The sequence below is a fragment of the Caulobacter segnis genome (genome assembly GCF_029543125.1).
In the GTDB taxonomy this organism is placed as follows: domain Bacteria; phylum Pseudomonadota; class Alphaproteobacteria; order Caulobacterales; family Caulobacteraceae; genus Caulobacter; species Caulobacter segnis_D.
Genome location: NZ_JARQWW010000001.1, coordinates 778,516 through 791,122 on the forward strand (window position 1 = coordinate 778,516; position 12,607 = coordinate 791,122).

Annotated in this window: 12 protein-coding genes; 5 read left to right on the top strand and 7 right to left on the bottom strand. The window is 66.9% G+C overall.

Going from position 1 to position 12,607, the window contains the following annotated elements:
• The first annotated feature begins 332 nt into the window (after positions 1 to 332).
• The gene (locus P7B02_RS03800; RefSeq protein WP_277784972.1) at positions 333 to 965 is read left to right on the top strand and encodes a TetR/AcrR family transcriptional regulator; all 633 of its coding nucleotides are present in this window, start codon (positions 333 to 335) and stop codon (positions 963 to 965) included.
• Between the two features lie 2 nt (positions 966 to 967).
• A complete protein-coding gene (locus P7B02_RS03805; protein WP_277784973.1) occupies positions 968 to 1,486 on the top strand; it encodes a hypothetical protein in 519 nt (172 codons plus the stop codon).
• Positions 1,487 to 1,502: 16 nt separating this feature from the next.
• Here P7B02_RS03805 and P7B02_RS03810 read toward each other — a convergent pair whose 3' ends face one another.
• The 3 genes from P7B02_RS03810 to P7B02_RS03820 all read right to left on the bottom strand — a co-directional run bounded on the left by P7B02_RS03810 (position 1,503) and on the right by P7B02_RS03820 (position 3,664).
• Positions 1,503 to 1,943 (bottom strand): OsmC family protein, encoded by a 441-nt coding sequence (locus P7B02_RS03810; RefSeq protein WP_277784974.1) that lies wholly within the window; start codon positions 1,941 to 1,943, stop codon positions 1,503 to 1,505.
• A 77-nt stretch (positions 1,944 to 2,020) separates the two neighbouring features.
• Entirely contained in the window at positions 2,021 to 2,914 is an 894-nt protein-coding gene (locus P7B02_RS03815) for a pirin family protein (protein WP_277784975.1), read from the bottom strand.
• 87 nt (positions 2,915 to 3,001) lie between these two features.
• Positions 3,002 to 3,664, bottom strand: a complete 663-nt coding sequence (locus tag P7B02_RS03820) for a hydrolase (RefSeq protein ID WP_277784976.1) — start codon at positions 3,662 to 3,664, stop codon at positions 3,002 to 3,004.
• Between the two features lie 148 nt (positions 3,665 to 3,812).
• Here P7B02_RS03820 and P7B02_RS03825 point away from each other — a divergent pair, with 148 nt between their 5' ends.
• Positions 3,813 to 4,703 carry a LysR family transcriptional regulator gene (locus P7B02_RS03825; RefSeq protein ID WP_277784977.1) on the top strand — a complete coding sequence of 297 codons (891 nt, stop codon included), beginning with the start codon at positions 3,813 to 3,815 and terminating at the stop codon, positions 4,701 to 4,703.
• Between the two features lie 46 nt (positions 4,704 to 4,749).
• On the opposite strand, the gene P7B02_RS03830 is transcribed toward P7B02_RS03825, so the two are convergent.
• On the bottom strand, positions 4,750 to 5,055 hold the full coding sequence (locus P7B02_RS03830; protein WP_277784978.1) for a GNAT family N-acetyltransferase: 306 nt from the start codon (positions 5,053 to 5,055) through the stop codon (positions 4,750 to 4,752).
• A gap of 420 nt (positions 5,056 to 5,475) precedes the next feature.
• Between P7B02_RS03830 and P7B02_RS03835 the strand changes: the two genes are divergently transcribed.
• Together P7B02_RS03835 and P7B02_RS03840 are read left to right on the top strand one after the other, a co-directional pair.
• Positions 5,476 to 5,733 (top strand): ribbon-helix-helix domain-containing protein, encoded by a 258-nt coding sequence (locus tag P7B02_RS03835; RefSeq protein WP_277784979.1) that lies wholly within the window; start codon positions 5,476 to 5,478, stop codon positions 5,731 to 5,733.
• Entirely contained in the window at positions 5,734 to 6,066 is a 333-nt protein-coding gene (locus tag P7B02_RS03840; protein WP_277784980.1) for a type II toxin-antitoxin system RelE/ParE family toxin, read from the top strand.
• Positions 6,067 to 6,178: 112 nt separating this feature from the next.
• Here P7B02_RS03840 and P7B02_RS03845 read toward each other — a convergent pair whose 3' ends face one another.
• The 3 genes from P7B02_RS03845 to P7B02_RS03855 all read right to left on the bottom strand — a co-directional run bounded on the left by P7B02_RS03845 (position 6,179) and on the right by P7B02_RS03855 (position 12,604).
• Complete coding sequence (locus tag P7B02_RS03845) at positions 6,179 to 7,660, bottom strand: amidohydrolase family protein (RefSeq protein ID WP_277784981.1); 1,482 nt, start codon at positions 7,658 to 7,660, stop codon at positions 6,179 to 6,181.
• Between the two features lie 60 nt (positions 7,661 to 7,720).
• Positions 7,721 to 9,970, bottom strand: a complete 2,250-nt coding sequence (locus P7B02_RS03850; protein WP_277784982.1) for a TonB-dependent receptor — start codon at positions 9,968 to 9,970, stop codon at positions 7,721 to 7,723.
• 72 nt (positions 9,971 to 10,042) lie between these two features.
• Complete coding sequence (locus P7B02_RS03855; RefSeq protein WP_277784983.1) at positions 10,043 to 12,604, bottom strand: TonB-dependent receptor domain-containing protein; 2,562 nt, start codon at positions 12,602 to 12,604, stop codon at positions 10,043 to 10,045.
• Positions 12,605 to 12,607 lie beyond the last annotated feature (3 nt).

Here is a 12,607-nt window from a genome sequence, read left to right on the forward strand (position 1 = left end):
CGCATGCGGTCCGCGAGGTTCAAGGCGTGCGCCATCGCTTCGCGCCGACGAATTTCGGCGCGATGAAGACGGCGCGTCCGCGCCGCCGGCGAGGCCCACACCGCTCAGCAGGGGCCACGCCGAAGGCACGTCCGGTGGATATCGAGGGTGGGCCGGCGCCGAACATGGGGCTGCGACGCCGACCCGACCGGCTCAAGGGGCGCCGGTTGGTGATATTCGCTATTACATCAATTTATTCACTGCAACAGCGAATTGGGGGTTCGTTGATTTTTGTTCGCCGACCCACGTCGCCTCTTGCGCCGCGAGTTTTGATGTAATAGCTAATTACATCAATGACGAGCACGACCCGCCCCTACAACAACACCCTGCGGCGCGAGCAGGCCGACGCGACGCGAGACCGTATTCTCGACGCCACGGCGCGCCTGCTCGACGAGGGCGTCGCCGAGCCCACCAACCGAGCCGTGGCCGAGCGGGCCGGCGTGACGCAGGTGACGCTCTATCGTCACTTCCCGAGCCGCCAGCTCCTGCTTCAGGGGGTGTGGGCGCATCTCAACGCCAAGTCCGGCATAGCCGGCGGCATGCCGCGCGATCCAGACGATCTGCGCCAGCGCATCACCCCCCTCTTCGAAAGCTTCGACGCTGCGCCCGGGGAGATCACCGCCCGGCTGACGACGCCTCAGGGCCGCGTGGCCCGCGCCAGTCTTGATGATGAGCGCCGGGCCGCCTTCACCGCCCTTCTGGAGACCGCCGCCCCGACCCTTGATCCGGCCGAGCAGGTCAAGGCGGCAGCCGTTCTGCAGCTTCTGTATTCGGCCTACAGCTGGCTGTCCCTGCGCGAGCAGTGGAACCTGACCGGCGAGCCGGCGGCCGAGGCTGTCGGCTGGGCCGTCGACGTCCTTCTCAAAGACCTGAAATCGCGCGGCTCGGAGGCCATCGGCCCCGACCGCCCCAGCAAAGACCACTGACCATGATCGCTCACTTCTCCATCCCCGCCGCGGACCCGAAATCGGTTTGCGAGGTCTTCGGCGCCATCATCGACGGAATCGTCATGCCGTTCCCCGTGGTTGAAGGCGCCTGGGTCGCCATCGCCAGGGACGGCTCGGGCCTCGGCGTTGAAGTGTTCCCGCAGGCGGCCGTGCACCATCAGGGCGAGGGCGTCAGTGACGGAACCGCCGCGCAGGGTCCCTTCGTCATGCCCTGGGAGACCCAGATCCGTCACGACGGTTCGGCTCAGTCGGCCAGCGGCTTCCACGTGGCCATCACCTCGAAGCTCGACGCCGAACAAATCATCGCCCTGGGCGAGGCGCGCGGCTGGCGCGCAGTGCATTGCGAGCGCGGCGGCGTCTTTGATCTGGTCGAACTTTGGATAGAGAACCGCGCCCTGGTGGAGGTTCTGCCGCCGAAGGGCGCCGAGCGTTACCACGCCTTCTACACCCCCGAGGTGGCCGGCAAGATGTTCGCCGGCCCGCCGCCCGGCGCCGTCTGAGCCGCGATCGGTCGCGCTATGCGGCCGGATCGGGCGGGACGCCGACGAGCGTGGTGATCAAGGGCGCGCTCTCAAGCGTGCGTTGCACGGGACACTTGGCGGCGACGTTAAGCAGGCGCGTCCGCTGCTCATCGGTGAGATCGACCCCGTGGATCAGAATCGTCTTTTCGAAAGCGTCGACCGGCGAGGACGCCCCGGCGACCACCTTCTTGCTGTAATCCACCGCCACTTCGATGCGCTCGACCGGCCAACCTTGTTGGTTTGCATACCAGCGCAGGGTCATGGCGGTGCATTCCGCCAGGGCCGCCGAAAGCATCTCGAATGGCGAAGGCCCAAGGCCGCCGCCCCCGGCCGTCAGGGACTCATCGCCGACGAACGCGTGCCCGCCGATGTCCATGCGCACGGCATAGGGGCTTTGTCCGGTCTCCGCGACCGACGCACGAGCGTGGACAGCCATCAGATCTTCTCCTTCGCCAAACGGGTCGCGATCACCACCCCGCCTTTGTCCGACTGCTCACGCCTGTTCACGCCTGTTCACGCCAACGTCGACGGCGTGATCCTCGCCTCCTCCGGCAAGGGCGTGAACTCCTGATCGTCGCCGACGGGCAGCTTCATGCGGCCGGTCTTCCAGTCCTCGGCGGCCTGGCGAAGACGCTCCTGGGAGGACGACACGAAATTCCAGTAGAGGAACCGCTCGCCGACCGGCTCGCCGCCCAGCACCATGACGGTGGCTGCAGATGTGGCGCGCATCGACGAGGCAAGCGGGCTCAAGACCGCCATCTGGCCCGAGGACAGGCGCTGGCCCGCCACCTCGATCTCGCCTGTCGCCACATAGACCGCCCGCTCGCTGTGCCCGGCGGGGATCTCGGCGGCGGCGCCCGCCTCAAGATCCAGATGGGCATAGAAGAGCGGCGAATGGGTCCGGGCCGATGCGGTCAGCCCATAGGCGGCGCCGGCGATCAGATGGCCGCGCACGCCATCGGCCTCCCAGGCCGGCAGATCGGCGCCCGAGTAGTGGGCGAAGTCGGGCGAGGTTTCCTCGTACTCCGTCGGCAGGGCGACCCAGGCCTGGATTCCGTGGATGCGGTCGCCCACGGCGCGGGCCTTCTCCAGACGCTCGCTGTGAGTGACGCCGCTGCCGGCTGTCATCCAGTTGACCTCCTGCGGCCGGACCACCTGGTCACAGCCCAGGCTGTCGCGATGCATCATCTCACCGGAGTAGAGATAGGTGACGGTGGAAAGCCCGATGTGCGGGTGCGCCCGCACGTCCAGATCGCGGCTGACCCCGGCGGCAAGATCGAGCGGCCCGATATGGTCGAAGAAGATGAAGGGGCCGACCATCCGCCGCTTGGCGAAGGGCAGCACGCGGCCCACATCCAGACCGCCGCCGAGGCTTCGACGACGTTGCTCGATGATCATCTCAATCATTCAGGTCTCTCAATGCTGCAGAAGCGCGTCGCAAGGCGTTGTCGGACAGGTCTGTCGACCTGTCCGACGCGCGTTGGGATGGTGTGACTAGACGCCGATGCCCGGCTCGCTCGGCACGGGGGTGTGCAGCAGCTGTTGCTCCCACAAGAAAGCGGTCCCGGCCGCCCCCCCATGATCCACAAGCACCTTGGCGAAGCCCTTGCCGGTCTCCGTGCGTGCGTGGTCACGCTGCCATTCGGCCGCGACCGCCAGCCAGGTCATCACATTGGCGCCGGCTGCGATCATGCGCTGGATGGCGACCTGGTGGGCCTCAAGGGAGACCCCGCCGCAGGCGTCGGTGACGACTGTGACATCCCACCCCTCGCCCAGAGCCTGGATCGTCGGCATCGCCACGCAGACCTCGGTGTAGAGGCCGGCGATGATCAGCTGCTTGCGCCCGGTGGCCTTGACCACGTCGACGACCGCCGGGTCCTCCCAGGTGTTGATGAAGGTCCGGTCGATCACGTCCTGTTCGGGGAAGACCTCGGTGATCTGCGGAAAGATCGCGCCGCCCTGCTTGACGATCACGCTCGTCAGGATCGTGGGCACATTGAAGACCTTGGCGGCCTTGGCCAGACCCGCCGCATTGTTGATGACCATCTGCGGATCATGGCTGTTCAGGGACAGCAGCTGGAACGGCTGGTGATCGATCAGGACGAGAACCGAATCCTCAGGGCGAAGGAGGGACTTGAGGCCGTTGCGGAAGGTCATGAGGGCTCTCCGATACTGCGGATGATGATGTGTTCGGGGGAGGTCAGACGCCGCCGTGAGCGCCGCCCTTCGGGACATTGGCATTTCAATTTTCAGCGCGGTATGCCCTCCTGGCGCTACGCCGTGTCGCGATTTGGGGAACGCCAGCTTGGATACCGAAGACCTGAGAACCTTCGTGGAGGTAGCCGACGCCGGAGGGGTTTCGCAGGCGGCGCGCAGGCTCGGCGTCGCCAAATCCATCGTCAGCCGAAGGCTCTTTCGGCTCGAGGCCGAGCTTGGGGTCCAGCTGCTGGCCCGCACCACGCGCGGGACCGTGTTGACCGAGGCCGGATCCACTTTTCGGGACTATGCCGCCCGTATCAGCGCTGAAGCCGATGTGGCCCGCGAGACGATCCTGCCCGAAGGCGAGCTTCGCGGCCGCTTGAGGGTCTCCGCGCCCCTGACCTTCGGGCCGACCCATTTCGCCCCCGCCCTGGCCGAGATGGCCAGACGCCATCCCAGGCTCAGCATCCAGACCTGCTATACGGACCGCTTCGTCGATCTCGTGGGCGAGGGCTACGACTGCGCGATCCGGGTCGGCTATCTGCAGGACTCCAACCTGGTCGCCCGCAGGATCAAGCCGGTGCTCGGCAAGCTGGTGGCCAGCCCCGACTACATCAGGACCCACGGCGCGCCGCAAACGCCTGAAGAAGTCCTCGACCATGAGGCGCTCATGCAGGGCACCGAGGCCTGGCGTTTCATGGACGGCGAAAGGGTCGTGACGATCCGTCCCCAGGGGCGGTTCAAGGCCGACAACGGCACCGCGCTCATCGCCGCGGCGCTGGCGGGGCTGGGAGTCGCCTGGCTTCCGGACGACTTCGTCGACGAGCACGTGGCGTCCGGCGCGCTGGTGGCGGTCATGCCCGGCTATCCGCCGCCGCCGGCGGCGATCTATGTGGTGCGCCCGCCGGGCCCAAATCCGGCGCGCAAGATCCGCGTCCTGAGCGAACTGCTGATCGAATGCCTCAACCGCGGACCGGAGCATGCTGATCGCCGGTGATCAGCACGCGCCGTCAGTCGAGCCCTTCGCGGGCTGGCGCGGTCGATCAGATCCCGAGAATCTGCCGATAGGTCGCATGCACGCCGCCGGCGTGCTCGGGGTGTTTTTGCAGATAGCCGGCGAAGAACGGGCAGACCGGCAGGAGCGGCAGTCCCCGCGCCTTGGCGTCGGCGATCACATGTTTGGCCAGGCGGCTGGCGAGGCCTTTGCCTTCGAGGCTTACCGGGACGATCGTCTCGGTGATCATCAGTCCGGCGGCGGAGAGGTTGTAGGTCACGACCGCAACCTCACCATCGACCTCAAGCTCGTAGCGCTTCATCTCGGCGTGGTCGCGGATTTGCGGATCGATCATGGCGTGGCTCCAGGCTTTGTGGCTGTCGTCGGCTTCGCCGCAGCGAAGCTGCAGACCTAACCTGCCCCGAACACGATGTCCCCGCCCGCGGCGTTCCGAATATCGCGACACGGCGGTCCGCAATCCGGCCCTGCCGTCGAGGCGCCGCAACCTTCGGCCTTGTCTGAAGCAGTTTGGGCAGGTCACGCCGTCCAACGCCGCCCCCGGCCCCCGGAACCCTCGCCGCCGTGGCCCTGGCCCGGGGCGGACGATTCGGCAGGCGCACCCTGTTCTCGGGACTGGTCTACGCCCCCATGGTCAGGCCGGAGGTGATCCTGGGCCCGTCCCTACTGCTGCTGTTCGTGGCCCTGCGGCCATTAAGGCCGCTCGCCCCGTTGCTCCGAACAGAATATTGCCTAAAATCTGTACGAGGAGGACCTCATGCCCAGATCCCTGAACCTAAACGTGAGAGTAACCGGACCGCTGAGCGACTACGTGTCCGCGCAGGTTGGGGCGAACGGCGCCTATGAGAATGTTAGTGAATACGTTCGTGACTTGATCCGCCGCGATAAAAGCCACGCAGATCAGGTCGCCTTCGATCGGCTGAAGGCCGAAATCACGCTCGCGTTCTCGGCGCCGGATGAGGCCTATGAGACGCTCGATGCGGCCACAGTCATCACTCGCAATAGCCGCCGATAGATGCGCGCCGCGTTTCGTGTCCAGAAGGCTGCCGGGCAACGCTTAGACGAGATTTACGAATACACGCGCGGCGCGTGGGGCGACGAACAGGCCGAGCGCTACATCAAAGGACTGTTCGCCAAGTTCGAGGATCTGGCTGCCAGACGTGCGCCATGGCGACGAATTCCGGCGGAATTCGGCGTCGACGGCTTTTTCTGCCGGTATGAGAAGCACGTGATCTATTGGAAAGTTCTGGATGACGGCGTCATTGGCATCGCCACTGTGCTGCACGAAAGCATGCACCAGATAAGCCGCTTTAGCGAAGACATGGGGGAGCCTCCTGCCCAAACCTGATCCTGTCACAATCGTTGGGCGCCGAGGATAGCAGCACACGTCAGTTCTGTGCGCGACCGAACGCTCCCTAAAAAGGACCGACGGCGGGACCTGCCGCCGCCGGCCACATCGGTCAGGTGAAGGTGATGGTCTTGGCGACTTCTTCTGCGCGCAGCTGGGCGTCGATCTGCTGCTGGCGCAGCTTCATCATGTCGACGCCGAGCATCTCACCCTTGCGCTTCTTGGCCTCGCCCGCGACCCAGACGCTGTCCACATCGGCCCAGGCGCCGAAGTTGACCACCCGCGCGGCCAGGCTGCCGTGCGGGGCAAAGCCGAAGCGGTCGGTGCGCAGCAGCACCATGTCGGCGCGTTTGCCGACGGTCAGGGAGCCGGCATAGTCCTGCCGCAGGGCGCGAGCCCCCATGGTGGTGGCGAAAGCCAGCACATCCTCGGGCTCGTACTCGGCGGCCGCCTTTGCGCCCTCCGGCGTGCGGTACATGTTCCAGAACGCGGCCCGCACGGTCTCGAAGTAGTCGTTGTTGAGCGCGATCGGCACATCGATGCCGATGCTCGCGGCCACGCCGGCGGCGCGGGCGCGCCAATGTGACGGCGGGACCGCGTACGGGAACTCACCCATGACCGTGGAGCAGGTGCTGGCGCCGGCCTTGGCCAGGATTCTCAGATCCTCGTCGGTCAGATTGTTGGCGTGATCGAAGTGGAGGTCCGGCCCCATCAGACCGGCGGCCTCCAGATCGACGATGCCGCGCCAGCCGCCGGGCGGCGGATCAACCGGCGTGTGGTAGTGCTGCAAAATCTTGCCCGCCCCCAGCTCCCGGCACCGGGTGATCTCGCGGCGCTGGGCCTCCAGGCTCTTCACATTGGCGCTCAGGGCCAGGCCGAACTTCAGCGGCGCGCTGCTGTCGGAGAAATACTTGTCGCGCATCTTGGCGGCATGCTCGTAGCGCCACGGCTCAGGGGACGCGCCGCGCTCGGCCTCGGCCTGGGCCAGTGGAATGGTGGCGCCGGGGCCGTAGGTCGGCGAGTGCGAGGTCTGCCAGCAGTACCAGCCGGCCACCCCCGAATCCTTGAGGCCCTTGGCGGCGGCGTCCGCCTTGTCGGGCGTATGCTGGATATGGGCGTAATCGATGAGCGAGGTGACGCCGGTGGAGAGCGCGGTGAGCCCGCCCACATAGTTGGCCAGATAGTTGTCCTCCGGGGTGAAGGCGACCATCAGCTTCATCTTGGAGTCCTGGTAGCGGGCGCTGTATCCGCGCTGGTTCTTGACCACCAAGCCCAGGTGGATGCCCTCCCAGACGTGGCGGTGGCCGTCCACCATGCCCGGCATCAGGATCATCCCGCGCGCGTCGATGACTTCGGCGCCATCGACCTTGAGGTCCTTGCCGATGGCGGCGATGGTCTGGCCCTCCACCAGAAGATCCATGCCGTAGAGCTGGCCCAGCTTGGGGTCCATGGTGAGAAGGTCCGCGCCCTTGATCAGCAAGCGGCGGTTCGCCGCCTTGGCCTGCGGCGCGGCCTTGGCGCCGGAGGCCAGGGCGAGGCCGGCGGCCGTCATGGCCGAGAGCCCGAGGAAGCGCTTGCGCGTCATGTCGGTCATTGCTTCATCCCTTGAAGGAAAAAGGCGGGACGCCGCTCATGCGGACATCCCGCGCGGCGCCTAGAAGCGCTTGGTGAGGTTTGCGCCGATGATGCGCGGCGGGATCGACAGGGTTTGCTGTTCGGACAGCACGCCCGAAGAGACCTTCAGACGGCCCAGCGTGTCGAACAGGTTCTGGGCGAAGAGATACGCCCCCCAGCCATCGCCCTCGAGACCGGCGCGAAGGTTGAACTGGCTGAAGTCGCCCATCTTCTCGTAGGTCGAGCTGGTGGGGCGGAACTCCGAGTAAGACTTGCCGGTGTAGCTATAGTCGACACGCACCATGGCATCGACCTCGCCGAAGGCGGGCCAGGCATACTCCGCCGACAGCGCGCCGGTGAACGACGGCTCGAACGGAATGCGGTCCCCCGAACGCCCCGGGGCCTCGACGATGCCGAGCACCTGATCCTCGCGCAGCTTGCCGTCGACGATGTTGAAGTTGCCGTTCAGGGTCAGGCCGCGGATCGGCCGGGCCGCCGCTTCGAATTCGAAGCCCCGGATGCGGGAGGCGCCGACATTGGCGATGAAGCTGAAGTTCGGAATGCGGGCCGAGACCTGCATGTCCTTCCAGTCGATCTGATAGGCCGAGGCGTTGGCGGTCAGGCGGCCGTTGAACCAGCTGGTCTTGATGCCCGTCTCGTAGTTGATGAGCTCGTCGGAGCTGTATGGGATGTAGTCGGCGGTGAGGCCCGGCGTGTTGTTGATGCCGCCCGGGCGGAAGCCCTCCGAACGCGTGGCGTAGACCATGATGTCGGACGTCACGTCATAGGAGACGTTGAGCTTGGACACCCACCCGCTGGCGTCGCTGTCGTAGACCGTCAGCGGGCCCGCGATCGAGGCGTTGATGTAGCTGGTCATCAACACCTGGGATTCCGAGTTCTTGTCGTAGCTGTAGCGACGCAGACCGGCGGTGATGGTCAGGGGCTCGATGGGCTTGTAGCTGACCTCGCCGAAGAAGGCCGTCTGCTTGAGGTCCACCGCCACAGTGCGGGCGAAGTTGTAGACCAGCGGCGTGTAGACGACGCCGGTCAGAGGGTCGGCCTCCACCGTCGAGCTCTGCGACCAGTCCTTGCGGTCTTCGAGGAAGGCGCCCACCGTCCAGGTGAACGGCCCGTCGCCGTTGGACGACAGGCGCGCCTCGTGAACCCAGGTGTCGACGTTCATGGGCTGCCATCCGCTCAACGGCAGGATCGAACGCACCCAGTCGCGATAGACGTTCTTCTGCGCTTCGGAACAGGCGCCGGTGATGCCGAGATAGCGGGCGCAGTGGGTCGCCGGGGTGATCACCGACAGCGCCCCGCGTGTGCCGTCGATCGTCTTCACCGACTTCCAGTCGTACATCGAGCTGGTGCCGGTCAGGGTGGCGAAGCCGAGGTCCCAGTCCGCCGACAGGTTGAACAGGCGGAAGGAGTTGGGGAAGGGCAGCTTGTGATAGTTGTCGCCCTGGTATTTGCCGACCGCCGGATACCAGTAGTTGGAATCGCGCGCGCGCTGCTCCTGGATGTTCACCGAGCCCTTGATGGTCAGCGCGTCGATGGGCTTGAAGGTCATCAGGAAGCGCCCGCCGTACGAGCGAGCTTCATTGATGTCGGTCTCGTTCAGGCGCGGATTGTCCACATAGCCGGCGCGCAGTTCGTCGTAGAGCACCAGACGGGCGGCTAGCTTGTCCTCGATCAGGGGGACGTTGATCATGCCTCGGGCCGCGTAGTTCGTGCCGCCCGACCTGATCGACGACAGGGTGCCGTCCACGGCGCCTTCGTACCGCGTGGTGTCCGCCTCGTTGAAGATGATGCGCAAGGTGCCGCTCATCGAACCGGAGCCATAGAGCGTGCCTTGCGGGCCACGCAGAACCTCCACGCGCTGGACGTCGAACATGTTGAGGTCCGGCGTGATGCTGCTGGGGTCGGAGGTCGCCGAGTTGGGTCCGGTGATCGGCGTCTCGCCCAGATAGAGGCCGGCGGTGCTTTCGCCGGCGCTCTGCACGCCGCGGATGGTGACGCGGCGCTGACCGGTGTTGCCTTCGGTGAGGTTCAGGCCCGGCACGGAGCGCACCATGTCGGTCATGCCGCTGGCGCCCATCTTCTGCAGCTGCTCGCCGCCGATCGCCGAGATCGAAAGCGGCGTATCCTGAAGGTTGGTCTCGCGCTTCAGGGCGGTGATGATCACCTCACCCAGTTCGTAGTCCCGGTCGTCCTGGGCGACGGCCGGTGACGCGGCCAGGATCGCCGCGCCGGCGAGGAGGCCGGCGCGCAGGTTTGATGAGAATCCCATCGGTCTATCCCCCATGTGGACCGCTGAGCTGCGGCCGCAGGGAGGACGAACGGCGAGGCGTTTACCTCATCTTCAGAAACGGCGGCTGAGCGAAAGGCTGAGAGTTCGAGGCTCGGCGCTCAGGGTCATCCGTTCGAGCCCGATGTCGGATTCGACCTTGAAGCGCCCCACCGCCGACAGGGCGTTGCGCACCTGGCCGATGACCGACCAGTCGGCGCCGTGCAGGCCGACGCTCAGGTCAGCAACCCAAAAGCCGCCCATCTGCTCGTAGTAGATGCTGTCGGTGCGATACTGCGAACCGGCCGTTCCCGTATAGGCGGCCGACAGGCCGAACGAGGCCGCAAGACCGTCAGAAACGCGACGGCGATAATCGAGTGAGGCCGACCCGGTGAGGGAAGGCTCAAAGGGCAGGTGGTCGCCCTCACGACCCGGCACGTCGGCCATGCCCTGGGCTTGATCCTTGATCAGACGACTATGGGCGTAACCGGCGGCGGCGCGCAGACGAAGGCCCGCCGCCGGCACCGCCTCGACCTCGGCCTCCAGACCCAGGATGCGTGACGCGCCGCCATTGCTCACGAATGTGAAGCTGGGAATGCGCCGGCGAACCTGCATGTCGAACCAGTCGATCCGATAGGCGGCGGCGTTGATCAGCAGCCGTCCGTCGAACAGCCGGTGTTTGATCCCCGCCTCGAAGCTGGTCACCTGGTCGGGTCTGAAGGCCACGAGGTCGGCGGGCAGGTTGGGCACGGTGTTCACTCCGCCCGGGCGAAATCCTTCCGACAGCTGCACCCAGGCCAGGGTTGTGGGCGAGGCCTGCCAGGCAAGATTGGCGCGGCCCACCCAACCCCGCGCCTCAGCGGATTGGCTGACCGGCGGCCCCGCGGCGGAGCCGTTGAGATACCCGGTCTGGATGACCCGGGCGACCGAAGCCTTGTCATAGGCGTATCTGCGGCCGCCCAGGGTGAGGGCCCACCCGGGCGAGAACGCCAGCCGCGCTTCGCCGAACAGGGCCGTCTGCCCTGTCTCCACCGCGATGGTGCGCAAGAAGACCTGGCGCGCGGGCGTATAAGGCTCGCCGGTCGCCGGATCGGCCTGAAAGGTCCCGCTTTCGCTGTGATCCTCGCGGCTTTCCAGGAAGGCGCCGAGTGTCCAGCTGAGCGGGCCGTCGCCGCTGGAGGTCAGGCGCGCCTCGTGCGTCCAGGCGTCCACACGCGCGGGCTGACGGCCGACCACCGGAAGGACGCCCCGGACATAGGCGCGGTAAGCTTCCTTTTGGGCGGCGTCGCAGCTGGCGACCTCGGCGTACAAAGGACACCACGTCGCCGGCGCGATCACCGCCGTGGTCGGCCGGTTGCTGTCGATGTAGCGCACGGTGTCCCAGCTGTAGCGCGCGCTGGTGACCGTGAGGCCCGCCCCGCCGAGGCTGGCGCGCAAGGTCGCGCCATAGAGGTCGAAATCGTTGGGAAACGGCAGGCGCACGGCATTGTCGGTGACGCCCACGCCAAGATGCTGGAACCAGAAGCTGGCGTCATCCACGCGCTGGCGCTGCGAAAGCGCGATTGCGGTCAGCTCCACGTCCTCGCGCGGCGCGAACATCGCCTGGAGACGCCAGCCGCGCGTGCGGCTTTCATCGACGTCGGACAGCCCAAGCGCGACATTGTCCACCTGCCCGGGCGTGGCCAGATCGTAGACCACCCCCCTGATCGCGCCTCGGCCGCCCGCGAAGGGCAGATTGCCGACCGCTTGAAGACCGGTGGCGCCCGATCCGCCCCTGGCGCTCCAGACACGTCCGCGGACCCGCCCGTAGCCTTCGTTTGGATCGGGCGGGTTGAACAGCAGGCGCAGCGTGCCGCTGATCGATCCCGCTCCATAGAGCGTGCCTTGCGGGCCGCGCAGGACCTCGACCCGCTCCATGTCCACGAGCGCCAGGTCAGGGCTCATCTGGCTGACATCGGACGTGGCGGTGCTGGGCCCGGCCACCGGCGTCTCTCCGAAATAGAGGCCCACCGTGTTCTCGCCCGAACTTTGAACGCCGCGTATGGTGAGCCTGCGCTGGCCCGGACCGTTCTCGGTGAGGTTGAGGCCCGGCGCGAGGCGCTTGAGGTCGTCCAGGCCCTCGACCCCGAGGTCCTCCAGCCTGGGTCCGGTAAGGGCGGAGATGCTGGCCGCCGCGCCCTGCAGCAGGGCCGGCCGTTTGAAGGCGGTGATCATCACCTCGGCCAACTCCAACGGCGGCTCGACGAGCCTTGGGCCGTCGTTGCGCGGCAGCGGCGGAGCCGCGCCCGGCCTGCGACGGACCAGAAATGCGCGGGGGCCCGTGCGCACCGCCTCCAGATCGGCCTGGCCGCTGATCGCGGCGGCGAGAGCCCGCTCGGCGTCCATCCGCCCGATCACCGGCGCGGACTGACGTCCGGCCATCAGGTCCGGCGCAAAGAGCGTATCGATCCCGGCTGTGAGCGCCACGGCGCGCAGGGCCTGCCCGAGAGGCTGCGCCGGAAGTTGGTAGGACCGCTCGGCGACATCGGCTGCGGCGCGCGCGACACCCTGCGCTCCGCGCGCCGCCTGCGCCTCCTGGGAGGCGGCGGACGCGGCGGCCAGCAAGGTGGCCGCCAGGAGGCCCCGCCGCGCCGCCAAGGC